Raw genomic sequence first — 24,017 nt, forward strand, 5'->3', positions numbered from 1 at the left:
TTTTTGGTTCGGCGGTGATTCGGCCGCTTCAGGAGGCCCAGAGGCGGGTACGGAGCATGTGCCCGGCCACGAAGTCGACGTGCGCGGGGGAGTGGCGGGCCACCGTGTCCCGGACGTGGGCGACGGCCGTCGGGGCCAGGCCGTCATAGATCCGGGCAAACAGCGCCTGCGCCTCGGTGCGGCGCCAGCCCGCGGGCAGCAGTTCCAGCGGCAGTTCCGGATCCAGGCGCAGGAACGCGCGCCAGACGTTGATCAGCGCCGTGCGGCAGGCCAGTGACGTGGCCGGCGCAAAGGGGCCTTCCTCCAGTGCGGCAAGGACCGGGCTCAGCTGGGCAATGAATTCGCCGTAGAGCTCGTGCACCTCCGCGGTATCCCAGGCGTCCGTGGGGTTTCCGTGCGCGGATCCGATGCCGTCGATCTGGCCCTGGAACACCGATGCCGACTCCAGCCCGAGCTTCGCGCACAGCGCCGTCGCCTCCCGCGCCACGGGCCGCGGAGTGATCCACAGCCCGTCGTAGAGCGGGGCGAAGCCCAGCCAGGAGAGCCCCTTGCGCAGTTGCTGGCGCGTGGTGCGGCGGTTTTCGGGAATGGAGAACGCGATGGCCGTCCACAGCCCGGGGCCGGGCCGGTCAGGCGGCGCGAATTCGGAGATCTGGCGCAGGCCCGAGGCCAGGCGCGTGCGGGACCCGTCGGACAGGCGGTAGAAGGTGCGCCGGCCGTCGCGGACCGCGATCAGGCGTTCCTCCTTGGCCAGCCGGCTCAGCAGCGTCCGGGTGCCCGACTCGGGCACGCCCAGGTCCGACATCAGGTCCACCAGGGCTCCCGAGGGGGCGATCGCGCCCTCGGCCAGCCAGTAGTCGGCCATCAGCGTCACCAGGAGTTGCCGGGGCCGGGGCCCCTCCACCACGCGGCCGCGCAGCGGCTCCAGAAAGCCCTGGGCCTCGAACCGTTCCATGCGCACTCCACGTCCTGACTTTTGCTGACATGACCAGCTTAATCGACCGCGACTTAACAACAAAGCTTGACGATCGTCTTTAATTTGCAGAGAATCAAGGCTGTGATCCGCCTCTCACTGGTGGATGTGCCCAACGCCCGAAGAGGACCCCCACCGCATGGACCACTCGCTTTCCATCCGCCAGCTGACCAAGCACTTCCGCCGCCGCGACGGCGCCGTCGTGGCGGCCATAGACGACGCCAACCTCGAGGTCGAACCCGGCGAATTCGTGGTGCTGCTCGGCCCCAGCGGATGCGGCAAGACCACGCTGCTGCGCTCGGTCGCGGGCCTCGAGACCCCCGACTCCGGCTCCATCCAGGTCAACGGGACCCCCGTGTTCGACGGCGAGCGCGGCACCTGCGTGAGCCCGGAACGCCGCAACCTGAGCATGATGTTCCAGTCCTACGCGCTCTGGCCGCACATGACCGCGGAGCAGAACGTGCGCTATCCGCTGGAGAACCGCAAGACCGACCGGCTGGGCCGGCCCGCCATGAAGGACAAGGTCGCCGCGGCGCTGTCGATGGTGGGCATCGGGGAGCTCGGCGCCCAGTACCCGGCGCAGCTCAGCGGCGGGCAGCAGCAGCGCGTGGCGCTGGCCCGCGCGCTGGTCAACGACTCGACCGTGGTCCTTTTCGACGAGCCGCTGTCCAACGTCGACGCCAAGGTGCGCGAACAGCTGCGCATCGAACTGCTGGCCACCCAGCGCCGGCTGGGGTTCACCGCGCTCTTCGTCACGCACGACCAGGCGGAGGCGATGGAGCTGGCGACCCGCATCGCGGTGCTGGACCGCGGCAAGGTCCAGCAGATCGGCACCCCCACCGAGGTCTACGCCCGGCCCGCCACCGAGTACGTGGCCAAGTTCATCGGCAACACCAACCAGCTCTCCGGACGGCAGCGCAGCTCCGGGGACGGTTTCGAGACCGAGCTGGGGACCCTCCATGCCGGTTCCGGCGCCCCGGCGTGCACGGCGGCCAACCTGCTGTGGCGGCCGGAGAACGGGCAGCTGAGCCGCGAACGTCCCGTGGGCCGCAACGCGCTGCCGGGACGGATCGTCGCCTCGCTGTACCTGGGCACCCACACCGAGTACCTGGTGCGCAGCGGCGAGGTCAGCTCCCGCATCTGGACCAGCGGCCCCGACCGCTTCGTCCGGGACGAGGACGTGTGGATCGGGATCAACCCCGAGGACATCATGGTCTTCCCCACCGAGGACGCGGCCGTGGCCGAGCCCGACGCCGTCAGGGTCGGCGCATGAGTACCACCCTGCTGCCGCGCGCGCCCAAGCCGCCGAAGCCGTCCAAGCTGCCTGGACGCCCCTCCACCTTCAACGCCGTTTCGCTGGCCATCGCGGTGGTGCTGGTGGCGCTGGTGAGCCTGCCGCTGCTGAAGGTCCTGGCCAACCTGTTCATCAAGGACGGGGCGCTGACGCTCGACCCGATCCTGGACACGCTCGCGATCCCCGACCTGTGGAAGATGATCGGTGACACGCTCCTGGTGGTGCTGGCCAGCAGCCTGCTCGCCGTCGTCATCGGCTTCGCCGTCGCCTGGGCCAACGAGCGCACGGATGCCCGCTTCGGGCTGCTCAACGACGTGCTGCCCTACCTGCCCTTCCTGCTGCCGCCGGTGGCGGGCGCGGTGGGCTGGACCATGCTGCTCTCCCCGAACGCGGGGCTGCTCAATGCCTGGATCCGCGGCGGGCTGGGGCTCTTCGGCGTCGAACTGGAGTCGGGCCCCTTCGACATCAACAGCTGGTACGGCCTGATCATGGTCTACACCTTCTACGCGGTCCCCTACGTGTACATGAACGTCTCGGCCGCGATGCAGTCGATGGACTCCAGCCTCGAGGAGGCGTCCCGACTCAGCGGCGCCAGCCACTTCACGACGCTGCGCCGGGTCACGCTGCCGGCGCTGGCGCCGTCCCTGGGCGCCGGCTTCCTGCTGTGCACCTGGTTCGGCTTCGGCATGTTCTCCATTGCCGCCATCATCGGCACCCCCGCGCACATCGACATGATCGCCGTGCGGATCGTGAAGCTGCTGACCTTCTCCTACCCGCCGCAGGAGGACCTGGCGATCGGACTGAGCGCGATCGTGATGCTCTTCGTCGGCGTCTCCTACTACGTGCAGTTCTGGATCCTGAAGAACTCCCGCTTCAGCAGCATCGGCGGCAAGAGCAGCGCCCGCACCATCACCCGGCTCGGCCCCTGGCGGCCGGTGGTGCGCGGAGCGGTCATGCTCTACGTGTTCGTCTCCACCATCCTGCCCATGGTGGGCCTGTTCCTGGTGGCGCTCAACGGATACTGGACGCCGAAGATCAAGTGGGACTCGCTCAGCCTCACCGCCTTTCGGACGGCCCTGGTCGAGGACCCCCAGACCCGGGAGGCCTTCGCCAACAGCATCACGCTGGGGATCGTGGGCGGCCTGATCGGCATCGTCGCCGCCGCCATGGTCTCCCTCTACGTGGCCAGGCGACGCAACGCCTTCACCCAGGGCCTGGATGCGGCGATCAAGCTGCCGGCCTCCATTTCCCACATGGTGATCGCCGTCGGCATCCTGCTGCTGCTGGGGCGCGAACCCTTCAACCTCGGCGGCACCTGGCTGATCCTGCTGCTCGGCTACCTGGCCCTCTACCTGCCGCAGGCCTCCATCGCCTCGGACGCCGCGGTGGCGGTGGTGGGCCGCGAACTCGACGAGGCCTCCAAGGTCAGCGGCGGCAACGACTGGAAAACGTTTTTCAGGGTCTACATTCCGCTGATGACCCCGGGCCTGGTCGGCGGGTGGGCGCTGCTGTTCATCCGCATCGTGGGGGACCTGACGGCCTCGGCGATCCTCTCCGGAACCAGCAACGTGGTGCTGGGCTTCCGCATCATGGAGGTCTTCAACGGCGGCTCCTACGCGACCCTGGCCGCCCTCTCCGCCTTCCTGGTGCTGGTGACCGGCACCGTGCTGGTTGCCGTCCTCTGGATCTCCAAGCGCTTCGGCATCAGCAAATCCCGCATTGGCTAGCGCCGTCCGGCGCATTCGAAAGGACATCCCCGTGAAGAAAATCCTGCAATCCACCCTGGCCGCCGTGGCCGGACTCTCCCTGCTGACCGCCTGCGCGGGCGGCGGCGGCGCCAGTGAGTCGCCCTCGGCCGCACCGAGCTTCGACGCCGAGACCCAGGCCCTGATCACCGAGGCGAAGTCCGCCGGCGCGGTGACCTTCTACAGCATGATCGACGAGGCTTCGCTGCGCGTGATCTCCGAGGACTTCACCGCCCGGTACGGGGTCCAGGTCGAGCCCGTCCGCCTGGTGACCGGGGACCTGATCCAGCGCTACTCCGCCGAGGCCGCCTCCGGCAAGGCCGCCGCCGACGTCGTGCTGATGACCGACTCCCCGTTCTTCGACGACGCGCTGGCCAACGGCTGGATCGCCCCGGTGAAGGACGCCGGCGTCCCGGGCGCGTCCGGCTTCCCGGAGAAGCTCTACACCCACGACGGCGCCACCCCGATCGTCTCGCTGATCCCCAGCGAGGTGGTGCTGAACTCCGATGCCATCACCGCCGTCCCGGCCGACTGGAAGATCTACGCGGATCCGGCCTACAAGGGCAAGATCATGCTGGCCGAACCCGACTCCTCCCCGGCCAACATCGCCTTCTGGAGCCTGATGAAGGAGAAGTACGGCGACGGCTTCCTGCGCGAGATCGCCGCGAACGAGCCGAAGTGGATGGGCGGGGCCGTGCCCCTGACCCAGGGCATCGCCGCGGGCGAGGCCGACCTGGGCTTCCCGGGCGTGGCCGCGATCGTGAACAACCTGCAGAAGTCCGGCGCCCCGGTCCAGCTGGTCGGGCTCGCCCCGACCACCGGACCGGAGGCCGCCGTCGCGCTCTCGAAGAGCTCGGCGAACCCCGCCGGGGCCAAGCTGCTGGCCAGCTACCTGATGTCCGAGGACGGCAACAAGCTGCTCAACGACGACACCGCCGCCATCTCGCCGCTGGACGCCGCCGCGAGCGAGCGCTTCACCCGCGTTTCCGACGTGCAGCTGGCCGACGTCGCCGAGATCCGCTCCCTGCTGGGCCTGAATTAATCCCCTGAACTAATCCCGCCGGCGGGGGTGGCGGCGAGCGCCGCCATCCCCGCCGCGCCCATGAACCGCTTCACGCACCACTTCACGAGCCACTTCCCGCAGCGAGGACCCCATGGAACCGATCACCCAAGCAGACCCTGCCACCATCCTCCCGCCGGCCGGATGCCCGGCCCACAACCGGCGCGACGACCACGACTTCGATCCGCAGGGCCCGGAGACCTTCGACAGCGCCCACGCCCAGTTCCGCGAGCTGCGGTCCAAGTGCCCGGTGGCGCGCAGCCAGGAGTTCGGCGGCTTCTGGGCCATGCTCGGCTACCCCGAACTGCTTGAGGTCATCACCGACATCGACAGGTTCACCACCTCGAAGCAGAACGCGATCCCCAAGTTCGCCTTCACCGGGGTGCGCCCCCCGCTGCACCTGGACCCGCCGGAGCACATGGCCTACCGCAGGGTCATCAACAAGTTCTTCACCCCGCCGAAGATGCGCGCCATGGAACCGCGGGTCCGCCGCAGCGTGCGCGAGCTGCTGGATCCGCTGGTGGCCCGCGGCGAGGCCAACATGGCCCTGGAGTACGCGCAGAAGCTCCCGGCCCACGTCTTCGCCGACTTCTTCAACCTCACCGTCGACCTGAGCACCGAGATCAAGCAGGTGTCCGGCACCTACGTCGACGCGATCCAGGTCCTGGATCACGAGACCGTCAAGAAGCTCAGCGGCCGGCTGTACGAGATCGCCCAGCTGATCATCGACGAGCGCGCCGACGGGTCCTACAGCCCCGAGGAGGACCTGACCGCGGCGCTGATCGCCACCGAGTACGACGGCGGTCCGCTGCCCGACGCAATGGTGCTCGGCTGCGTGCGCCAGCTGATCGTCACCGGGATGGTCGCCCCCAGCGTCTTCATCGGCAACATGTTCGTGCACCTGGCGCGGGACCCCGAACTGCAGGAGTTCCTGCGCGCGAACCCGGCGAAGATCCCGGCCGCGGTCGAGGAGTTCCTCCGGCTCTACAACCCCTACCGCGGCATGGCCCGCACCGCCCGGCAGGACACGATCGTCGCCGGCCAGGAGATCCTCCAGGACGACCCCATCGCGCTGGTGTACACCGCGGCCAACCGCGACCCGCGCGTCTTCGAGGACCCGGACACGTTCGTCCTGGACCGGGACAACATCAAGGACCACATCAGCTTCGGCCGCGGCACCCACAGCTGCCCCGGCGCCCCGCTGGCCCGCGTTATGCTCGTCGCCACCCTGGAAGAGGCGCTCGCGCGGGCGGAGTTCCGGCTCACCGGCGACCCCGGGATGGCCAAGTGGGCCGAATGGGGCACCAACTTCGTCCCGCTGGAATTCATCGCGCTCTGAATGGGGCGGTAAGTTTGCCAACGCGTATGGGCCCGCACTCCGAAAGGAGTGCGGGCCCATACGCGTGGGTCTTCAGGGGCGCCGATCAGTCCTTCACGCGCTCGACGATGAACCGCTCGATGTCCTCGCCCAGCCGGGCCGCGGCGGCCGAACGCGGGTCGGCGTTGCTGGCGTGGATCTCCAGCACCGGGATCCCCGCGGCCTCCAGCATCTCGGTGGTCAGCCGGGCGCCGGGGATGTCGTCGGCCACCAGGTGCACCACGCCGTCGACGCCGTGGAGCCGGGCCTCCTTCAGGTACCACTCGCCGGCCCAGCCGGGCATGTAGAGCTGGTCGGTGAACCCGGTGAAGCGCGCGGCCAGGGCGCGCATCGGGTCCTCGCCGTAGCGCGGGTAGCCGTCGGCGGCGATGGCCAGGTACATCGACCACACGAACACCGCGCCATGCCGTTCCTCGAACCGGCGGTAGAGGTCCATGTCGAACCACAGCCCGCGCCCGATCCACATCAGCCGCTTGCGCTCGTTCGGGCAGACCGCCCGGCCGGCCTCGATCGCCGCGGCGATCTCGTCGTGGAACGCGCGGGCGGCGTCCACGGCCCACTGGGTGCCGCGGTGCCACTGCGGGATCATCACGGAATTGATGGTGTCATGCACGCTCACGGGCATGGGGCGGGCCGCCGCGATCAGGTCGCGGGACTTGCGGTTCCATTCGGCCTGCTGGTTGACGCGGTCCATGACCTCGGCCAGCCGGTCCATCTCGAAGCGCCGGCCGGTCCAGCCCTCCAGGAACTCCACGAGCTCCCGGTTCTCGGCCACCATCAGGTCCAGGCGGTCCTTGCCGAAGGCCTCCTCCCACCGTTCGGGGACCAGCTCCCACCAGCGGGAGGGCACGTCGACGGCGGCGGAGCGCTCGAACGGGAAGAACGTGGTGTCCCCGGTCTCGGCCCAGAGATCGAAGACCTTCCGCGCCGCGTCGCCGCTGTTTTCGGCGATGACCAGGCCCGGACGGGGGAGTCCGCCCCACGGGGCTACGTCCCCGGGCAGGTCCACCGAACCGAGCGCGACGGCGTCGTACTGGCGCGAGTCGTCCGGGTAGCCCTCGGCCCGCAGCGCGTCGAGGCTGCGGTCGGCCAGGCGCTTGGCGCCCACGAGCGAGGCCCACCACTGGTTGACCACGTAGGGGATGTCCATGGCGCGCAGGATCTCCTGCGGGGCATCGGCGTTCACCAGGGCCAGCGGCTCCCCGCCGAGCACCCGTTCGCGCAGCCGGGCGAACCATTCCTTCTGGAAGCGGCTCGCCTCGAGGGCGCTGTCGAGTCGGGTCGCGGTCATCGGGTGGCCTCCTCGGCGCACGGGTGTAGTTGGCCCAAAAACTGGTCCAAGACCTCGGGGTCGGGAGCCTGCCCGCTGCTGAGTGCGGCGGGAAGCGAGTGGCGGGCGGCGGCCTCGCGCAGCCGCGGGAAGTCCCAGCGGGGGGCGTCGTCGCGCTCGTGCACCCAGGACAGGATCGCGTCGGCTCCGGCGCGGCGGGCCTCGGCGACCGTCCAGGAGGCGCGGTCGGCGGCCGAGGCCGTGGCCGAATCCGGGCCGCGGAGCCCATAGGCCCGGGCCAGGGCGGCCAGCAGCCCGTCCAGCGTGCCGGCGTCGCCTGCCTCTGTGGCGGGGGTCTCGACCCTGATCGTGGTGGCTAGCAGGCCGCGGTGGTGGTCCTCGCCCACCACCTGCCATCCGGCCGCCTCGATGCCCCGGTAGAGCGCGTCCGTTTCCTGGGCGCTGCCGCTGAGGAAGACCGCGGGGGCGCGTCCGGCGTCGCCGCCGGCCGGGCCAGGCAGGGGAGAACCGGGCAGGGGAGCGGGCGCCTCGGCGAGCGTGCGGTCGATCAGGTCGAGCGCGTCCGTCGGGGCCAGGGCCTCGGCGGCGGCGAACAGCCGCAGCACGGTGCTGCCGGCGAGGAGCCCGTCGATGCGTGCGGAGTGGGCCCCGAGGAGGGCGCCGTGCACGGCCGTGGCTTCCTCGATGGCCGCCGCGAGCGCGGCGGCCTCGATCGGGGCCCCAGTCCACTCGCCCAGGACGACGGCGGCGCGCCGGATTTGGGCCAGGTTGTAGGTTTCGGTGGCGGCGCGGGGCAGGTGCAGCAGGTCGATCAGGTGGACCGGCGGCAGCGTCGGATCGGCCTTGGCCAGCTCGCGCAGCACCTGGAAGATCCGCAGCGAGGAGTCGCGGTCGTGGGAAATCAGCAGCCCGGTGAGGAACGCGAGCTCTCCGTCCAGGATGCGCCCGAGCAGCTCGATGGCCGCCTCCTCGGTGGCCCCGAGCAGCTCGGCCGCGCGCCGGTACCCGGCCGAACGGACCGTCTCGGGGGACGGGTCGGCCTGGGAGGAGTGGTCGGCGTCGGGCGCGGTGTTGGTGGGCGTGAAGTTGGTAGGCGCGGCTGCGTGCAGGCGGACCGGGAGGGCCCCGGCGGCCAGCACCAGCTCGCGCGGCACGTCGGCCCCCACGATGCCGATGACCGGCGTGCCGGACGCGGCTGCGGCCCGGGCCCGCTCGTGGCGGTGGGTGTAGAGCTGGTCCAGCTCGGCGGCCGCGGTCACAGCACACCCTCCCGCTTGAGCGTGTCGATGCGGTCCGGCGAGTAGCCGAGGACGGACTGCAGCACCTCGACGGTGTGCTGGCCGAGCCGGGGCGCCGGCCTGGTCAGCCCGATGTCCGCCCCCGACATCAGGAACGGCATGCCGGGTCCGTAGACGTCGGCGGCCTCCTGCCCGTCGGGCAGCGCCAGCTTCACGACCTCCCCGCGCTCGCGCACGCGCTCGTCGCGCAGCGCCGCCGCCGGATCCCGGACCTCGGCGACCGGCACGTCGTTGCCTTCCAGGGCCTCGATCGCGGTGGCCAGCGGCAGGTCGCGGGCCCAGTCGGCGATGAGGCCGTGGAGCGCGTCCGCGTGCTCCACGCGGCCGTCGCGGCGGGCGAAGCGCTCGTCGCCGAGCAGCGCCGGATCCCCGAGCGAGGCGAGCACCCCGCGGGCGAACTTGTCGGTGGGCGCGCAGAGCGCGAACCAGCCGTCGGCGGCGGCGAACGTGCCGAACGGGGCCAGGCGCGGCACGTGCTCGCCGGTGCGCACCGGCAGCCCGATCTCCTCGAACGCGTCGAACGGCTCGGAGGCCACCAGCGAGGTGAGCGAGCCGAGCATCGAGACGTCCACGTGCTGTCCCAGCCCGGTCTGCTGGCGGTGCACGACGGCGGCCAGCGTGCCGATCGTCGCGAAGAGCGGGGCCGAGAGGTCCCCGATCGGCAGCCCGAAGCGCACCGGTCCGGCCCCGGGCTCGCCCGCGGTCATCATGACCCCGCTGAGCGCCTGGATGATCGTGTCCATGGCCCGGCCCTCCCCGCCGTCGGCCCCGAAACCGCTGATGGAGGTATAGATCAGGGCAGGGTTCACCGTGCGCAGGGTGGCGTAGTCGATGCCGAGCCGGCCGGTGACCCCGGCGCTGTAGTTCTCCACCAGGATGTCGGCGCGGGCGGCCAGGTCCAGGAGCGTCGCCCGGCCCTCGGGGCGCTTCAGGTCCAGGGTGATGGATTCCTTGTTGCGTCCCCGGGAGAGCATCGAGACGGACATGTCCGCTTCGCTCCCGCGGGTGACCTGCATGCCGTTGGGGGTCAGGTAGGGGGAGTTATTGCGGGCCGCGTCGCCGCCGGTGGCCGGGTTCTCGATCTTGATCACGCGTGCCCCGAGCCCCCCGAGCAGCAGCGTGGCGTACGGTCCGGCCAGCGCGGTAGTCAGGTCCAGGACGGTCAGTCCCTCCAGGGGGCGGCTGCTCATGGCGGCTCCTTCGTCGGTGTCGGTCGCGGCGCTCATGCGCTTCGGCGTCCGGGGCGGGCCGGCGCGGCCTGCATGCGGTCCGCGGCGGTGGGTTCGGTGGGGACGGGCGCCGTGGCGTCCGGTGCGGCCGGGGCCGCCTCCTCGGGGCGGGCGCCCTGGGCACGGAAGCGGCTGAGGAAGGCCTTGAGGCGGTCCGATTTGGGGTGGTTGAAGATCTGCTCGGCGGTGCCCTGTTCGACGACGCGTCCGGCGTCCATGAACACCACGCGGTCGCCCATCTGCCGGGCGAACTCCATCTCGTGGGTGACCACGACCATCGTCACGCCGCTGCGGGCCACGTCGCGCAGCACGGCCAGCACCTCGTCGACCAGCTCCGGGTCCAGCGCGCTGGTGGGCTCGTCGAAGAGCATGATGCGCGGGGCCGGGGCCAGCGCGCGGGCGATCGCGACCCGCTGCTGCTGTCCGCCGGAGAGCTCCCGGGGGTGGGCGTCGGCCTTGTGCTCCAGGCCCACCTGCTTGAGCAGGAGCCGGGCGCGCTGCTCGGCCTCCGCCGCGCCGACACCGTGGGACATGCGGTGCGGGCGGGTGACGTTCTCCAGGATCGTCCAGTGCGGGAAAAGGTTGAACTGCTGGAAGACCATGCCGATGCGGCGGCGCTGGGCCGCGACGGCGCGCGGGGTCAGCGGCCGCACCCCGGAGCGGTGGTGCTCGTAGCCGAGCAGCTCCCCGTCCAGGTAGACGGAGCCGCCGTCGATCGTTTCAAGCTGGTGGACGCACCGGACCAGGGTCGACTTGCCGGAGCCGGAGGGGCCGATGACCACCACCACCTCGCCCTCGTTGACGGAGAAGTCGACGCCGTTCAGGGCCTGGAACCCGGCGAAGGTCTTGGTCAGCTGGTGGACCTGCAGGATCGGTTCCGGGGTGTGGGCGGTGGTCATTTCGCGGCCTTCTTCCAGGGGCTGAACGGGATGCCGGCGCGCTTGGCGGGGGCGGCGTCGTAGCCGCGCCCGTAGCGGCGCTCGAGGATGCGCTGGAAGTACGTCAGGACGGTGACGACCCCCAGGTACCAGAGGCAGGCGACGATGAGCATCGGCACCACCTGGTAGGTGCGGTCCGCGATCGCCTGCACGGAGAAGAGCAGGTCGGACATGGCGATGACGCTGACCAGCGAGGTGCCCTTGACGGTGGCGATGAACTGGTTGCCGAACGGCGGCAGGATCACGCGCATGGCCTGGGGGACCACGATGCCGAAGAACGTCTGGACCGGGGTGAATCCGGCGGCCTTGGCGGCGTCGTGCTGGCCGCTGGTCACCGAGGTCAGGCCGGAGCGGATGATCTCCGCCATGTAGGCGGCCTCGTGCAGGGACAGGCCGATGATCGCCGCGGTGAGCGGGGTGATCAGGTCGGTGGTGTTCCAGGAGGCGAAGGCCGGCCCGAACGGCAGGCCGAGTTCGATCTTCGGCAGCAGGAAACCGAGGTTGAACCAGAAGATCAGCTGCACCAGCGGAGGGATCGAGCGGAAGACCCCCACGAAGGCCTTGGAGGCCCAGCGCGCCGGGGCGAACTCCGCCATCTGGGCCAGGGCCAGGACCGTTCCGAGCGCCGTGCCGATGACCATCGCGACGACGGCGAGCACCACGGAGGTGGCCAGGCCCTTGAGCACGGTGGGGTAGAAGAGGTACTCGGCCACGACGTCCCACTGGAAGTTGGGGTTGCCGGCGAGGAACACCGCCAGCCCCACGGCGACCAGCAGCAGCGCAGCGGACAGCGCCCAGCGCCACGGGTGGGGGCGCCCGTGGGCCGAGGCCACGTCCACCGGGGCCTGCGGCGCCGTGCCCCGCGGGGCGGGGGCGCCGTCGGTGGGGGCGTGCATCAACGAACTCGAACTCATGACCTGCTCCTGGCTCTGGCTGTTTCTCGCCAACGTCATCTCTGGCCGCCGGTTCAGCCGACGGAGGGGTTCAGGACCGGCCGCTCGACGGCGACCTCCTCCAGCCCCCACTTCTGGACGAGCTGCTGGTAGGCGCCCGAGTCGAAGATCTCCTCGAAGGCCTTGAGCATGACCTCGCCCATCCCCGAGGCCTTCGGGGTGAGCAGGACCAGCTGGTCGACGCCGGCGCCCTGTTCCTCGGTCTGGGCGACGTAGCGCCACTTCCCGTCCTGCTGGGTCTGGATGTCCATGGCGCCGGTCTGGGTCGTGGCCGCGGACTGGGCCCGGCCGGAGCCGACGGCCAGCAGCGTGGCGTTGGTGTCCGCAAGGCCCAGGAACGTCACGGCTGACTGGCCCTGCTCCTGGCACCAGGTGCTCAGGTTCGCGGTCTGCTCCTCGGTGATGGAGCCCTTGACCCCGGCGGTGGTGGTGCCGCACAGCCCTGCCGTGTCGGTGGCCGCGAGCCCGCCTTCGGCGGGGATCAGGTAGGAGGTGCGGCTGGTGAGCCAGCTGACGCCGTCGAACTCCTTCAGGCGTTCGGGGGTCGCCTTGACGGGTCCGTTGAAGGCGTCGTAGCGGCCGGACTGCATGCCGGTGAGCATCTGCGGCAGCCCCTCGGCGAGGGTGGAACGGGTCGGGACGCCCAGCACCTCGGACAGCGCGGCCTGGAGCTCCGGGTCCAGGCCCGTGATCGTTGATCCGTCGGCACCGACGGTGCGGTAGGGCGGGTGCGAGTCGGCGGCGAAGACCAGTTCTCCCTTGTCCTTGATGGCCTGCGGCAGCTCGTCGTAGAGCGGCGCCGAGGTGTTCACGGAGGTGGAGCCGGCCGGCGCCGATCCCTCCGGGGCGGGGGCGGAGCCGCCGCAGGCGGTCAGGCCGAGGGTAAGGGCGAGGGCGCCGCCGAGGGCGCCGCCGAGCAGGGAGAACTTCTTCATGGGTGAACCTCGCTGTGGGGGTGTGCCGCGTGTGGTGCCTAACGCGCTGCTGTGATCTGCGTAACTTAGATACTAGGCAACTTGATTACGCGCGTCAAGATTCTGACTTGTATTTCGCGCCCCTGCTGCCCGTGGTGAATTTGCCAATGTCAGGGGCGATAGACGGGGGAGCCGGACGCGCCGAGACCGCGGGGCCCGACCCGAAGGTCGGGCCCCGCGGTCTCGGGGTTGGGCGGCGGAGCTTCAGCAGTAGGGGACCGTGACGGCCAGCCCGCCCGTTGAGGTCTCCTTGTATTTGGCGGACATGTCGGCGCCGGTGGCGCGCATCGTCTCCACCGCGGTGTCCAGGCTCACCAGGTGCGTTCCGTCCCCCAGCAGTGCGATGCGCGAGGCCGTCAGGGCCGTGGCGGCCGCGACCGCGTTGCGCTCGATGCAGGGAATCTGGACGAGCCCGCCCACCGGATCGCAGGTGAGCCCCAGGTGGTGTTCCAGTGCGATCTCGGCCGCGTTTTCCACCTGGGCGGGGGTTCCTCCGCGCACCGCCGTCAGCCCGGCCGCGGCCATGGCGCAGGCCGAACCGACCTCCGTCTGGCAGCCGCCCTCGGCGCCCGAGATCGAGGCGTTGGCCTTGATGATGGACCCGATGACGCTGGCCGTGAGGAGGAACTCGTGGATCTGCTCCCGCGCGGCGCCGTGCTGCCCCAGGAAGAACAGCACGGCCGGCAGCACCCCGGCGGCGCCGTTGGTCGGGGCGGTGACCACGCGTCCGCCGCCGGCGTTCTGCTCGTTGACGGCCATGGCGTAGACGCTCACGAGCGCCTCCGCGGGGTGTTCGTCGCTCGCCAGCAACGCCGCGTGCGCCCGCGCCGCGCGCCGGGGCACGTTGAGCCCACCGGGCAGGATGCCCTCGTTGCCGAGTCCGTCCCGCACGCAGGCGGATATCGCTTCCCAGACGGCGTCGAGGCCGGCCTCGACCGTGGCTGCGCCGTGCCACCGCACCTCGTCGTCGCGGGCCACGTCCGCGATGCTGCGCCCGTGAAGCGAATCCAGCAGCCCGGCCATGGTGGTGTACGACGACACCGGGCTGGCGGCCCCCCGGGCTCGGCGGTTTTCAGGGGTTGAGGGGCCAACCGTGTCCCCGGCCGGCGCTTCGGTGACGAAGCCGCCGCCGATCGAGAGGTAGGTGCGCTCCAGGACGGCGTCCCCGCCGGCTTCGGCGACCAGCGTCATGGCATTGGGGTGCCCCTTGTCCCGCACCCGGGGCTGGAACACGACGTCCTCGGCGGCCAGGTCAACGCCACCTACCGACAGCGTCGCGCCGCCGGCCAGGGACGCGTAGCGTCCGTGCACCGCCGCCGGGTCGCAGCTGGTCGGATCCATCCCGTCCAGCCCGGCCAGCACGGCGTCGGGCGTTCCGTGGCCGATCCCGGTGGCCGCCAGCGAACCGTGCAGCACGACCCGGAAGCGGTCCACACCGGCGCGCAGCCCGCGCATGTCCAACTCGGCAACGAACCGCGCTCCGGCCCGCATCGGTCCCACCGTGTGCGAGCTGGAGGGGCCGATGCCGATCGAAAACATCTCCAGCGCGGAGACGTACACGCCATCCATGGATCAGGCCCGCAGCGTCACGGTCGTGGCTCCGGGCTCGCGCTCCGCCTGCAGGCGGAGCAGTTCGCCACGCAGCTGCGGGTCCAGAGCCGCGTCCAGCGCCGTGAGGGCGAGCACGGCCGCCCCGTCCACGACGGCGTCGTCGGCCGCCGGCGAGGCGGCGTCCGCGGCGAAGTCCGGGTGGTGCGGCACGGCCTGGGAACCGCGGACCGCGACCATGCCGTGGACCGCCGGGACCACCTGGGACACGTTGCCCATGTCGGTGGACCCGCCTCCGTAGATTGGGGTCGGGTCCACCGGGCGGCCGACCGACTCCATGTTCGCGTCCCACGCGGCGCCAAGGCCCTCGTGCGTGTCGACCGTGGCGTAGGGGTGCTCGGTCTGGCGGTGTTCCCAGGTACAGCCCGTGGCGATGGCCGCGCCCTCGAAGCACGCAAGGACCCGCCGCTTGAGGTCGCGCCAGGCGTCCAGGTCGCTGGCGCGCACCTCCACCTGCACCGTCGCGGAGCCGGCAATGACGTTCGTGGCACCGCCGCCGTCGGAGATGTAGGCGTTGGTGTTGGAGCGCTCGGGCAGGTGCTGGCGCAGGACCGCCAGGTTCATCAGGGCCAGGTTCGCCGCCGCGCCGGCGTTGATGGCCTTGTCCGGGGCGCCGGCGGCGTGCGCCTCGCGGCCGGAGTAGGTCACCTCGAAGCGCTGCACCGCCGTCATGCTCATGGCGTTGACGCTGATCTCCTGCCCGGCCATGCCGTGCACCATCATCGAGAACGCGGCATCCTCCCAGGCGCCGGCCTGCAGCAGGGACACCTTGCCGCCGCCGTGTTCCTCCGCCGGGGTGCCGAGCAGCTTGATGCGCAGCCCGGCCGCGTCGGCGACCGGCTTGAGCGCCAGGGCGGCGCCGACGCCGGCCGCGGCGATGATGTTGTGTCCGCAGGCATGCCCGACGTTCGGCAGGGCGTCGTATTCGGAACAGATGACCACGGTCAGCTCGCCCGTGCCGTAGACGGCCTCGACGGCGGTCTCGACGCCGTATGCGGCCTCCGTGACCTCGAAGCCGGCATCCCGCATGGCCGCCGCGACGGCGGCGGCCGAGCGGCGCTCCTCCCAGGAGATTTCCTTGAACCCATGGATGGCGTGGCTCAGTTCGATCAGGGCCGGGCGGGCGGCGGTGACGGTGTCGAGAATGCTCTCGCGCAGCGCGGCGCGGTCGGTGGTCTGCGTGGTGATGGTCATGGTGGGTCCTTTCGTGGGGCGTGCAGTTGGAGGGGGCTACCGGTTCGCTGGGCCGGTGATTCAGCGGGCGGGTTCGGGATCCGCGGCGGTCCGGGCGGTGTCCGGCGCGGCCGTGGCGTCGCTCCGCGGGCGGATGAGCAGGGCCAGGACCGCAAAGAGCAGGCACAGCCCGGTGCAGATCCACCAGACCACGTGGAAGGAGAATTCGGTGGAGATGCTGGCTCCGGAGCCGTTGGGCATGGCGAAGGCCGCCATGAGCAGCGCGAACAGGGCCCCGGCCACCGCGCCGGCGGCGGTGCGTGCGGTGTTGTACAGCCCCGAGGCGATGCCGACGGCGTCCGGTTCGGCGCGGGAGACCACGATGGTGGGCAGTGCGCCGATGACGACGCCGGCACCCAGTCCGGAGAACACCATCCAGATCGTGAACGTGGTGAGGGTTCCTGGCGCCAGGATCATCAGCGCGTAGCCGATCGCGGAGACCGCGCCGCCGAGGGCCACGGCGCGCGGTCCGGTGAGCAGGCGGGCCACCCGGTCGCTGAGCGTGGCACCCACGAACGCGGCGACCGCCAACAGCGAGAGCGTCAGCCCGGCGGTCGTGGCGCTGGCGCCGAAGCCGTAGCCCAGCGCCGTGGCATCCGAGCGCAGGTAGACGGAGATGGGGGTCTGCGAGCCGAACATCTGGGCGCCGTAGAGGAAGGCCACGACGATCGGCAGGCCGATCCCGCCGTGGGTGAGCACGCGCAGGTCGATCAGGGGATGGGCCAGGCGGCGCGCGGAGACGACCCACGCCACCAGCAGCGCGAGCCCACCGAGCACCGTGGCGGCCGTGAGGCCCGCCGGCCACGACTTCATGTTCGAGACGCCTCCGAGAAAGGCCACCAGGCCGGTGCCCAGCAGCAGGGCTCCGAGGTAGTCGACGCGATCGTGGCGGCGCAGCGTGGTCTCCTTGACGAAGATCGCGACGCCCGGAATGCACAGGACCATGAAGAGGGCCGGGACCAGCAGGGTTGCGGTGAGGCTGCCGGTGGCATCCAGCACGGCTCCCGACAGCAGCCCGCCGGCGGCCGCGCCCAGGGTGAGTGCGCCGACGAGCCGGCCGATGCTGCGCCCGGCGTTCTCGGGATCGCGCTGGTGGACGATGGCGAATTCCAGCGGGAGGAACACGGCCAGCGGGGCCTGGATGGCGCGGGCGGCCAGGAAGACGCCGTAGTTCGGGGCGAAGGCCACCAGGATGGAGGCGGCGGCGACGACGATCGTGGCGATCAGCAGCAGCCGCTTGTGTCCGTAGATGTCGCCGAGCTTGGACAGCAGCGGGACCACCAGCACGGTGGCGAGCAGGTAGGCCGCGCTGACCCAGTTCAGGGACGCCGCGGAGGCGCCGTACTGCTCTCCGATCGAGGTGAACAAGGGGCTCAGCCAGCCCTGCAGGATTCCGCTGCCGAATTCCATGACGACGAGGAATCCGACGGCGGCGCCGGCCGAGGTGCGGCGGCTCGCGATCGTGCTCATAGGTACTCCGATGTGAGGGGAGTGAACGGGACCACATCAGGGTAGGAGGGCCGTGTTTTCGATGGGTAAAAACGCAGGTAATCGTGATTACTCTTAGGAATATGCAGGAATATCGGCTTGAACCCCTCGATGCGCGCATCATCCATGCCTTGCAGATCAACGGCCGGGCGCGTTGGAGCGACCTTGCGCCGGTGCTCGGCGTCGACCCGGTGACGTTGGCCAGGAGGTGGGACGCGTTGCGCGAGCGCGGGCTTGCCTGGGTCTCGGGGTTCTTTCCGGGCGGCGCGGGGGCGTTGGTCGACATCAGCTGCGTTCCGCAGCGGGTCGATGAAGTCACGAGGGCGCTCACGCGGATGCCGGAGCTGATCACGCTGGACCACACCTCGGGCAGCCGCGACATTCTCGCCACCGCCTGGGCTCGGACGCCGCTCGAGGTGTGGGACCTGGTGACCAACCGCATCGGTGCGCTGCCCGGCGTGAGCCACGCGCAGAGCCACCTGGTGACGGAACCGATCAAGGAGGCGTCCGACTGGAGGCTGCAGGCCCTGACCCCGCGGGAAGCGGCGGGCGTCCCTCGTCCGGCCCCGCCGCGGGCGCGGGCACCGCGCACGGTCCACCCCGACATCGAGGCCGCGCTGCGCCACGCGCTCATGGAGGATGGGCGGCGCCCGGTGCGCCGGATCGCCGCCGACCACGGGTTGAGCGAACAGCGCGTCTCCGATGGCCTTGCCCGCCTGATCGCGGAGGGCCGGCTGCGGCTGCGCACCGACGTGGCGCGCAGCGTGACCGGGTGGCCCATCTACGTGTGGTACTTCATCCGCACGCCGGCGAAGCTCATCCCCCGGATGCGGGTGTTGCTCGACCAGGTTCCCCAGACCCGTACCGCCCTGGCCGTCGCCAGTCAGTACAACCTCATCGTGGCCGTGTGGCTGCGCGAGCTCGGTGAGGTGGCGCGGTTCGAGGCCGCGATGGAGGAAACGCTTCCCGGCGCCAGGATCGCTGACCGCAGCGTGGTCTTTCGGATGAGCAAGCACCTGGGGCGGCTCATCGATGCCGATGGCCGGGCCACGCTCGGCTTTGTCCACCCGGAGCCGCGCGGCTAGGTGCCGCCTGCCGCGTCGATCCGTTACGGACCGCTGCGGCGCGGGGGCAAATGGACCCTAGTCGATCGAGAGTCCGTGGGCCGCCGCTGCGGAGACCAGGGACTCGTCGTGGTGCGCGACGGCCCGGTGCACGCGGCGCTCCGCGGCGGCGGCCAGCCCCAGGTAGAGCTCCTCGAAGAGTTGGCGCGCCCGCGCCCGGGGCCAGTCCTGCGGAAGGAGCGACTCCGGCAGCCCGGGGTCCACGGTGGGGAAGGCGCGCCACACGCTCATGATTTCCGTCCGCCAGGCCAGGGCCTCGCGGTCCTCAAGGTGGCCGGACCGCATGCGTTCGGCGATCGGTTCGAGCTCGGCGATGAAGTCCCGGTAGATCGCCGAGATGGAGGCCAGGTCCCAGGCGTCGGTGGGCCGGCCGTAGGCGGAGCCGATGCCGCGGATGTCCGCCTCGAAGACCGAGGCGGCGGTGATCCCCAAGGACTCCACGAGCGTTTCGGCCCGCTGGAGCACTCGGCGGGGGCTGACCCAGAGCCCGTCATAGAGGGGAGCGAAGCCCAGCCACTGCAGCCCGGCGCGGAGCTTGTGGCGGGCGGCGCGCTGCTCCTCCGGCACGGAGAAGGCCACGCAACTCCAGGTTTCCACCTCGTGGGCCTCCATGCCGAAGGACGCCAGCAGTTCCAGGCCTCCGATCAGGCGCTCGCGCAGGCGCGGGGTCAGCGCGTAGAACGTGCGCCGTCCTTCACGGTCCACGGTGACGCGCCCGTCGCGGGCGACGCGGCTGAGCACCGTGCGGGCTCCGGCCTCGCTGATCCCGAAGTCGCCCAGCAGCTCGACCAGCGCCCCCGAGGGGGCACGGGAGCCGGAGCGGATCCAGTAGTCCGCCAGCAGGGTCATGAGGATGTGGCGCGGCCGCGGGCCGTCGGCGACGCGGGGGCGGACGGTGGCGAGGATGGCGGGGACGCCCTCCCGGGCGGGTGCCGCGGTGGTGGTGGGGGTCGACATGGAAGCTGCCTCCTGTTGGTGCGCCGCGACGCGGGGAGATTCCATCATAGGCGTCAATTCCCTGACGATCACCACAATTATGCCGCACATTGAAACGGCGGGAGGGTAGCGGGGCTGCCGGCTGCGGCCCCGTGGCGCCCCGCAGGCTCGCCACGCTCTGGCCAGGGGTGCGGGTGCGCGGTAGCGTCGTTGGTTCATGGGCGGTTGATCTTCCGTCTTTCCCTGTTCAAAGGAGTTGCTGTGAGCACGAGGATTGAGAAGCAGATCATGGTGAACGTGCCGGTCAGCGCGGTCTACAACCAATGGACCCAGTTCGAGGACTTCCCCCACTTCATGGGCGGGATCAAGCAGGTGACCCAGCTCGGCGATGACCGGCTGGAGTGGGTCGCGGAGATCGGCGGGGTGCGCCGGCGGTGGGAGGCGAAGATCCTGGAGCAGGTCCCGGATCGGAAGGTCGCGTGGGCCGCGACCGAGGGTGCCACCAACGCCGGTGCCGTAACGTTCGAGGACGTGGGAGGCGGCCAAACGTCGGTGCGCCTGACGCTGGAATACGAGCCCGAAGGCCTCGTCGAGCAAATCGGCGACAAGCTGAACGTCATCGAAAAGCAGGCCGAGGGCGATCTGGCCCGCTTCAAGGAGTTCATCGAATCCGAGGGCTACGCCTCCGGAGCCTGGCGCGGAACGATCAACGAAGGTGCCGTTGGCACCCCCGGCGCCGAGGCAGCCGCCGCGACGCGCGGTGACAGCGGAAAGGCCGGCGTCTCCGGGAAGGCGGTCGCCGCGGGCCTGGGCGTCGCCGCGGCCGCGGCCGCAGGTGTCGCAGCTGTCGCGGCGGGCAAGAAGTCCGACGACGAGCCTGTCGCTTCCTCCGCGGCGGTCCCGCCCGTGACGCCGGTTGTCGAGTCCGAGCCCGTCGTGGTGGAGGAGGTCGACCCCGATGCCGGCATCATCGTGGTCCGTCCAGAGGACGAGGGAACCCTGCCCCCGACGGCGAGCCCGGATGGCACTCCCCGCTGGTAGACCGTTCGCGGTGATTGAAGGCCGATCAGCTTGAAGGCCGGCGAGGGCGCGTATCGCCTGGCGCGAGGGCCCCAACCCCGGATCGGGTTGGGGCCTTTGCCGCCTCAGCATGGTGCCGCGCGCGGAGCCGGCCTCACCGGTTCACCGAGCTAGAGGGCCATCTCCCGTCCGGCGAGCGCGGCGATCCGCTCGGGGGTGTAGCCGAGCAGCTCGCCGAGCACCGACTCGGTGTCCGCCCCCAGCGCCGGCGCCGGGGCGTCGAGCGTCGCGCTCACGCGCGACATCCGGATCGGCACGCCCGAACCGTAGACGGTGCCCTCGGCCCCGGCCTCGCCGACCAGCGGCACCACCTCGCCGCGGGCCAGCACCTGGGCGTCGCGGAGGGCCTCGGCCGGCTGCCGCACCGGAGCCACCGGGGCCCCGGCGCCGGCGAGCCGGGCGACGGCGTCGTCGTTGCCCAGCGGCGCGGCCCAGTCCTGGATGATGCCGTGCAGCTGCGCTGCGTGGGCGACCCGGCCGTCGCGGGTGGCGAAGCGCGGATCCGTCCCGAGTTCCGGCATGCCGAGGCCGGCGAAGACGCTGCGGGCCATGGGATCGGTGGGCGCGCTGAGGGCGAAGAAGCCGTCGCGGGTCGCGAACGTGCCGAACGGGGCCAGCCGCGGCACGTGCGCCCCGGTCCGCTGCGGGATCCCCAGCGCCTCGAGAGTTTCGAACGGCTCGATGGCCACCAGCGAGGTCAGGGCGCCGAGCATGGAGACGTCCACGAACTGGCCCTCCCCGGTGCGCTCCAGGTGCCGCTGCGCGGCCAGGGTCCCGATCACCGCGTAGAGCGGGGCGATCAGGTCTCCCACCGGCAGGCCGAAGCGGACCGGATCCTGCCCGTCCTCGCCGGCGGTGAACATCACCCCGCTCATCGCCTGGATGATCGCGTCCATGGCCTTGAGCCCGTCGGTGCCGCCCTCGGTCCCGAAGCCCGTGATCGAGGTGTAGATGATCGCGGGGTTGACCCGGGACACGGCGTCGTAGTCGATGCCCAGCCGGCGGGTGACCCCCGGACTGTAGTTCTCCACCACGATCGTGGCGCGGGCGGCCAGTTCCAGGAACACCTCGCGGCCGGCGTCGGTTTTCAGGTCCAGCAGCACGCTTTGCTTGTTGCGGCCCCGCAGCATCATCGACAGGGACATGTCCTCCGGGGCCGAGCGCTGCAGCGCGATGCCCCTCTCGGTCACGTAGGGGGCGTTGTTGCGCGAGGAGTCCCCGCCGGTGGCCGGGTTTTCGATCTTGATGACCCGGGCCCCGAGCGAGGCCAGCAGCATCGTGGCGTAGGGGCCGGAGAGGGCCGTGGTCAGGTCCAGGACGATCGTTCCGTCCAGGGGTTTGGCGTTCATCGGGTTCCGTTCGGTGGTCGGGAGGAGGGCGGGACAGGGGCCCGGGCTAGGCGGGCGGGGCGACCCTGACCCGGTCGGTGTCCCAGGTGAAGCGGGTGCCGAACCCGGCCTCGCGGCTGATCGACTCGACGTAGGCGAGCACCGGGGCCGCGGAAGCCTCGTCGCGCAGCGGCTGCGGGGCCGCGGACTGGTCGATCCAGCAGGGAATGAAGGAGGCCTCCAGGGCCCCGGCGCCGTCGATCTCCAGCACCGCGATTGCCGTGTTGCGGCTTTCGGGATGGAAGGCGTAGTTCGGCATGGTCGGGTCCGGCTCGAAGCCGAAGAGCTTCTTGCGCCGTTTCGCCCAGGCCAGGCGCTCCGGGGAGGTGTTGTCCCCGCCGGCGCTCAGGGCGTTGGTGACGGTGACGAAGTTGCCCAGCCCGTGGAAGACCGGTGCCCCGCGGTAGAACTCGATGCCGCGCATGATGTGGGCGTGGTGGGCGATGACCGCGTGCGCGCCGTTGTCGATGGCGGCGTGGGCCAGTTGGGTCTCGTAGGCCGCGATCTCCGCGGGCAGGTGGCCGATGCCTTTGTGCAGGGCCACGATGACGACGTCGACCTCCGCGGCCAGCGCCCTGACGTCGGCGGTGAAGGCCTCGTAGCTGGCGGGCTCGGCGAAGGAGTAGACCGAGGGCGGTCCGCCCGGGTTCGCGCTGTCGAGCTCGTAGTGGGTGAGCACCTTCACGAACGCGCAGCCGGCCTTCTTGGAGGTGGCCCAGGATTCGCGCGGGCCCACGCAGTTGTAGTTCAGCAGCCCCACCCGGCGCTCGCCGAGTTCGGTGATGACCGGGCGCCGGGCGGCCTCGAGGTTTTCTCCGGCCCCGGTGGTCCGGATGCCGGCGGCGGCGGCGAGTTCGATCGTGTCGCGGATGCCCTGCGGGCCGCAGTCGTAGATGTGGTTGCCGGCCAGGGTGGCCACCCCGAAGCCGGCGCGCGCGATCTCGGCGACGTTGTGCACCGGTGCCGGGGGCGCGGGCACATCGACGCTGGCGCATTCGGTGGAGGTGGTGTGGGGGACCTCGATCTGGGCGATCGCCAGGTCCGCGGCATGGAAGATCTCGCGGGTGGCGTCGAAGTAGTGGCCGACCTCCTGCTCGTCGAGCACCAGGTCGCCGACGGCCAGGATGGTGTGGATGGCGGTGCTCATACGGTGCCCGCCTCCCCGCCGGCCAGGCTCAGCGCCTCGTTGCGGGCCGGCAGGGCCGTCCCGTCGAGTTCGTCCATGAACAGCTTGATCTCGCGGACCAGGCGTTCGGGGCTTTCCTTGGCGATCCAGTGCCCCTCGTCCTCGAACAGGACGGTCTTGGCGCGGCGCACCGCCGCCCCGGCGAGCACCGAGGACCCGGGCGGGATGACGCCGTCGCGCATTCCGCCCAGGATCAGCACGGGAACGTCGATGGTGGAGAGCACCTCGCGCAGGGCGTCGTTGTCCTTCGCCTCCGGGAAGGGCATGCCCTGGTTGATGCGGGCCTCCTTCGGGTCGCGCTCCAGCTTCGTGGCCAGGGCGAGCTCCATGACCGCCTCGCGCAGTTCCTCGCGCCCCTCCGGGGTGGGGCCGGCGATCTGTGCCATGGCCTCGCGGATGATCTCGGTGTTGCCGGGGTTGTCCACGATCTTGCGCCGGCCCTCGGAGGAGTCGGTCACGCCGTAGCGCAGGTGGGGGGTGCCCACCACGGAAAGCAGGGCCTTGAGCCGTTCGGGGAAGCGGTGGGCGATCACCCAGCCGATGCCCCCGCCGTGGGAGATGCCGGTGTAGGTGAACTTCTCCGCCCCCAGGTGGTCGGCCAGAGCGATCACGTCCTCGGCCCACCGGTTCAGGTACCCCTGCGGCGGGGCCTCGTCCAGGCGTCCGGAGCGGCCGAAGCCGCGCGTCTGCAGCGTGTAGACCCTGTAGTTGGTGGGGGCCTGCGCCAGCGCCGCCGGGTATGTGGGGTGGAAGCCGTTGGCCGAGGAGATGACGATCTCGTCTCCCTCGCCGTGCTCCTCGTAGTACAGATCGGCGCCGTCAACGGTGATGTATGGCATGT

The 24,017-nt window shown here is 71.0% G+C and carries 20 protein-coding genes; 6 read left to right on the forward strand and 14 right to left on the reverse strand.

Features of this window, described 5'->3' with window-relative positions; translation table 11 throughout:
• Positions 1-28: 28 nt before the first annotated feature.
• Entirely contained in the window at positions 29-955 is a 927-nt protein-coding gene (locus ABD912_RS02030; protein ID WP_345148084.1) for a PaaX family transcriptional regulator, read from the reverse strand.
• Between the two features lie 157 nt (positions 956-1,112).
• On the opposite strand from ABD912_RS02030, the gene ABD912_RS02035 reads away from it, so the two are divergent.
• The 4 genes from ABD912_RS02035 (at position 1,113) to ABD912_RS02050 (ending at position 6,411) form a co-directional block, all read left to right on the forward strand.
• A complete protein-coding gene (locus tag ABD912_RS02035) occupies positions 1,113-2,246 on the forward strand; it encodes an ABC transporter ATP-binding protein (RefSeq protein WP_345148085.1) in 1,134 nt (377 codons plus the stop codon).
• Positions 2,243-3,994, forward strand: coding sequence for an ABC transporter permease (locus ABD912_RS02040; RefSeq protein ID WP_345148086.1), 1,752 nt, complete (start codon positions 2,243-2,245; stop codon positions 3,992-3,994). The genes ABD912_RS02035 and ABD912_RS02040 overlap by 4 nt, the downstream gene beginning before the upstream one ends.
• A 31-nt stretch (positions 3,995-4,025) precedes the next feature.
• The gene (locus tag ABD912_RS02045) at positions 4,026-5,054 is read left to right on the forward strand and encodes an ABC transporter substrate-binding protein (protein WP_345148088.1); all 1,029 of its coding nucleotides are present in this window, start codon (positions 4,026-4,028) and stop codon (positions 5,052-5,054) included.
• A 112-nt stretch (positions 5,055-5,166) separates the two neighbouring features.
• On the forward strand, positions 5,167-6,411 hold the full coding sequence (locus ABD912_RS02050) for a cytochrome P450 (RefSeq protein ID WP_345148089.1): 1,245 nt from the start codon (positions 5,167-5,169) through the stop codon (positions 6,409-6,411).
• An 85-nt stretch (positions 6,412-6,496) separates the two neighbouring features.
• Here the strand turns inward: ABD912_RS02050 and ABD912_RS02055 are convergent, their stop codons facing one another.
• The 9 genes from ABD912_RS02055 to ABD912_RS02095 all read right to left on the reverse strand — a co-directional run bounded on the left by ABD912_RS02055 (position 6,497) and on the right by ABD912_RS02095 (position 17,444).
• Entirely contained in the window at positions 6,497-7,741 is a 1,245-nt protein-coding gene (locus tag ABD912_RS02055; protein WP_345148091.1) for a 2-hydroxyacyl-CoA dehydratase family protein, read from the reverse strand.
• A complete protein-coding gene (locus ABD912_RS02060) occupies positions 7,738-9,000 on the reverse strand; it encodes a 2-hydroxyacyl-CoA dehydratase family protein (protein WP_345148093.1) in 1,263 nt (420 codons plus the stop codon). Before ABD912_RS02060 ends, ABD912_RS02055 begins: the two co-directional genes overlap by 4 nt.
• Complete coding sequence (locus tag ABD912_RS02065; protein ID WP_345148095.1) at positions 8,997-10,229, reverse strand: CaiB/BaiF CoA transferase family protein; 1,233 nt, start codon at positions 10,227-10,229, stop codon at positions 8,997-8,999. Before ABD912_RS02065 ends, ABD912_RS02060 begins: the two co-directional genes overlap by 4 nt.
• Positions 10,230-10,261: 32 nt before the next feature.
• Positions 10,262-11,167, reverse strand: a complete 906-nt coding sequence (locus ABD912_RS02070) for an amino acid ABC transporter ATP-binding protein (RefSeq protein WP_345148097.1) — start codon at positions 11,165-11,167, stop codon at positions 10,262-10,264.
• The gene (locus tag ABD912_RS02075; RefSeq protein ID WP_345148099.1) at positions 11,164-12,120 is read right to left on the reverse strand and encodes an amino acid ABC transporter permease; all 957 of its coding nucleotides are present in this window, start codon (positions 12,118-12,120) and stop codon (positions 11,164-11,166) included. Before ABD912_RS02075 ends, ABD912_RS02070 begins: the two co-directional genes overlap by 4 nt.
• Before the next feature lie 53 nt (positions 12,121-12,173).
• Positions 12,174-13,094 (reverse strand): transporter substrate-binding domain-containing protein, encoded by a 921-nt coding sequence (locus tag ABD912_RS02080; protein ID WP_345148100.1) that lies wholly within the window; start codon positions 13,092-13,094, stop codon positions 12,174-12,176.
• A 243-nt stretch (positions 13,095-13,337) separates the two neighbouring features.
• A complete protein-coding gene (locus ABD912_RS02085; RefSeq protein ID WP_345148101.1) occupies positions 13,338-14,702 on the reverse strand; it encodes an L-serine ammonia-lyase in 1,365 nt (454 codons plus the stop codon).
• 3 nt (positions 14,703-14,705) lie between these two features.
• Positions 14,706-15,935 (reverse strand): amidohydrolase, encoded by a 1,230-nt coding sequence (locus tag ABD912_RS02090; RefSeq protein WP_345148103.1) that lies wholly within the window; start codon positions 15,933-15,935, stop codon positions 14,706-14,708.
• Between the two features lie 60 nt (positions 15,936-15,995).
• Positions 15,996-17,444 carry an MFS transporter gene (locus ABD912_RS02095; protein WP_345148104.1) on the reverse strand — a complete coding sequence of 483 codons (1,449 nt, stop codon included), beginning with the start codon at positions 17,442-17,444 and terminating at the stop codon, positions 15,996-15,998.
• Between the two features lie 101 nt (positions 17,445-17,545).
• Between ABD912_RS02095 and ABD912_RS02100 the strand changes: the two genes are divergently transcribed.
• Complete coding sequence (locus tag ABD912_RS02100) at positions 17,546-18,547, forward strand: Lrp/AsnC family transcriptional regulator (RefSeq protein WP_345148105.1); 1,002 nt, start codon at positions 17,546-17,548, stop codon at positions 18,545-18,547.
• Positions 18,548-18,604: 57 nt separating this feature from the next.
• Here ABD912_RS02100 and ABD912_RS02105 read toward each other — a convergent pair whose 3' ends face one another.
• On the reverse strand, positions 18,605-19,543 hold the full coding sequence (locus ABD912_RS02105; RefSeq protein WP_345148106.1) for a PaaX family transcriptional regulator: 939 nt from the start codon (positions 19,541-19,543) through the stop codon (positions 18,605-18,607).
• A gap of 240 nt (positions 19,544-19,783) precedes the next feature.
• On the opposite strand from ABD912_RS02105, the gene ABD912_RS02110 reads away from it, so the two are divergent.
• Positions 19,784-20,563, forward strand: a complete 780-nt coding sequence (locus ABD912_RS02110; RefSeq protein ID WP_345148107.1) for an SRPBCC family protein — start codon at positions 19,784-19,786, stop codon at positions 20,561-20,563.
• A gap of 149 nt (positions 20,564-20,712) precedes the next feature.
• Here ABD912_RS02110 and ABD912_RS02115 read toward each other — a convergent pair whose 3' ends face one another.
• Genes ABD912_RS02115 through ABD912_RS02125 form a run of 3 tightly spaced genes read right to left on the reverse strand, consistent with a single transcriptional unit; the run spans position 20,713 to position 24,015 of the window.
• Positions 20,713-21,951 (reverse strand): CaiB/BaiF CoA transferase family protein, encoded by a 1,239-nt coding sequence (locus ABD912_RS02115; RefSeq protein WP_345148108.1) that lies wholly within the window; start codon positions 21,949-21,951, stop codon positions 20,713-20,715.
• 46 nt (positions 21,952-21,997) lie between these two features.
• Positions 21,998-23,137: a CapA family protein gene (locus ABD912_RS02120; protein ID WP_345148109.1), complete on the reverse strand. Its 1,140-nt coding sequence runs from the start codon at positions 23,135-23,137 to the stop codon at positions 21,998-22,000.
• Entirely contained in the window at positions 23,134-24,015 is an 882-nt protein-coding gene (locus tag ABD912_RS02125) for an alpha/beta fold hydrolase (RefSeq protein ID WP_345148110.1), read from the reverse strand. The genes ABD912_RS02120 and ABD912_RS02125 overlap by 4 nt, the downstream gene beginning before the upstream one ends.
• Between the last annotated feature and the right edge of the window lie 2 nt (positions 24,016-24,017).

The sequence above is a fragment of the Arthrobacter ginkgonis genome (assembly GCF_039540195.1).
GTDB classification, from domain to species: domain Bacteria; phylum Actinomycetota; class Actinomycetes; order Actinomycetales; family Micrococcaceae; genus Zafaria; species Zafaria ginkgonis.

What these genes read in the sequence shown, in the direction of transcription:
- ABD912_RS02115 (WP_345148108.1), bottom strand. Translation starts at nt 21,951, where the DNA reads ATGAACGCCAAACCCCTGGACGGAACGATCGTCCTGGACCTGACCACG.
- ABD912_RS02085 (WP_345148101.1), bottom strand. Translation starts at nt 14,702, where the DNA reads ATGGATGGCGTGTACGTCTCCGCGCTGGAGATGTTTTCGATCGGCATC.
- ABD912_RS02120 (WP_345148109.1), bottom strand. Translation starts at nt 23,137, where the DNA reads ATGAGCACCGCCATCCACACCATCCTGGCCGTCGGCGACCTGGTGCTC.
- ABD912_RS02065 (WP_345148095.1), bottom strand. Translation starts at nt 10,229, where the DNA reads ATGAGCAGCCGCCCCCTGGAGGGACTGACCGTCCTGGACCTGACTACC.
- ABD912_RS02050 (WP_345148089.1), top strand. Translation starts at nt 5,167, where the DNA reads ATGGAACCGATCACCCAAGCAGACCCTGCCACCATCCTCCCGCCGGCC.
- ABD912_RS02100 (WP_345148105.1), top strand. Translation starts at nt 17,546, where the DNA reads ATGCAGGAATATCGGCTTGAACCCCTCGATGCGCGCATCATCCATGCC.
- ABD912_RS02030 (WP_345148084.1), bottom strand. Translation starts at nt 955, where the DNA reads ATGGAACGGTTCGAGGCCCAGGGCTTTCTGGAGCCGCTGCGCGGCCGC.
- ABD912_RS02070 (WP_345148097.1), bottom strand. Translation starts at nt 11,167, where the DNA reads ATGACCACCGCCCACACCCCGGAACCGATCCTGCAGGTCCACCAGCTG.
- ABD912_RS02125 (WP_345148110.1), bottom strand. Translation starts at nt 24,015, where the DNA reads ATGCCATACATCACCGTTGACGGCGCCGATCTGTACTACGAGGAGCAC.
- ABD912_RS02090 (WP_345148103.1), bottom strand. Translation starts at nt 15,935, where the DNA reads ATGACCATCACCACGCAGACCACCGACCGCGCCGCGCTGCGCGAGAGC.
- ABD912_RS02105 (WP_345148106.1), bottom strand. Translation starts at nt 19,543, where the DNA reads ATGTCGACCCCCACCACCACCGCGGCACCCGCCCGGGAGGGCGTCCCC.
- ABD912_RS02075 (WP_345148099.1), bottom strand. Translation starts at nt 12,120, where the DNA reads ATGAGTTCGAGTTCGTTGATGCACGCCCCCACCGACGGCGCCCCCGCC.
- ABD912_RS02055 (WP_345148091.1), bottom strand. Translation starts at nt 7,741, where the DNA reads ATGACCGCGACCCGACTCGACAGCGCCCTCGAGGCGAGCCGCTTCCAG.
- ABD912_RS02095 (WP_345148104.1), bottom strand. Translation starts at nt 17,444, where the DNA reads ATGAGCACGATCGCGAGCCGCCGCACCTCGGCCGGCGCCGCCGTCGGA.
- ABD912_RS02080 (WP_345148100.1), bottom strand. Translation starts at nt 13,094, where the DNA reads ATGAAGAAGTTCTCCCTGCTCGGCGGCGCCCTCGGCGGCGCCCTCGCC.
- ABD912_RS02035 (WP_345148085.1), top strand. Translation starts at nt 1,113, where the DNA reads ATGGACCACTCGCTTTCCATCCGCCAGCTGACCAAGCACTTCCGCCGC.
- ABD912_RS02040 (WP_345148086.1), top strand. Translation starts at nt 2,243, where the DNA reads ATGAGTACCACCCTGCTGCCGCGCGCGCCCAAGCCGCCGAAGCCGTCC.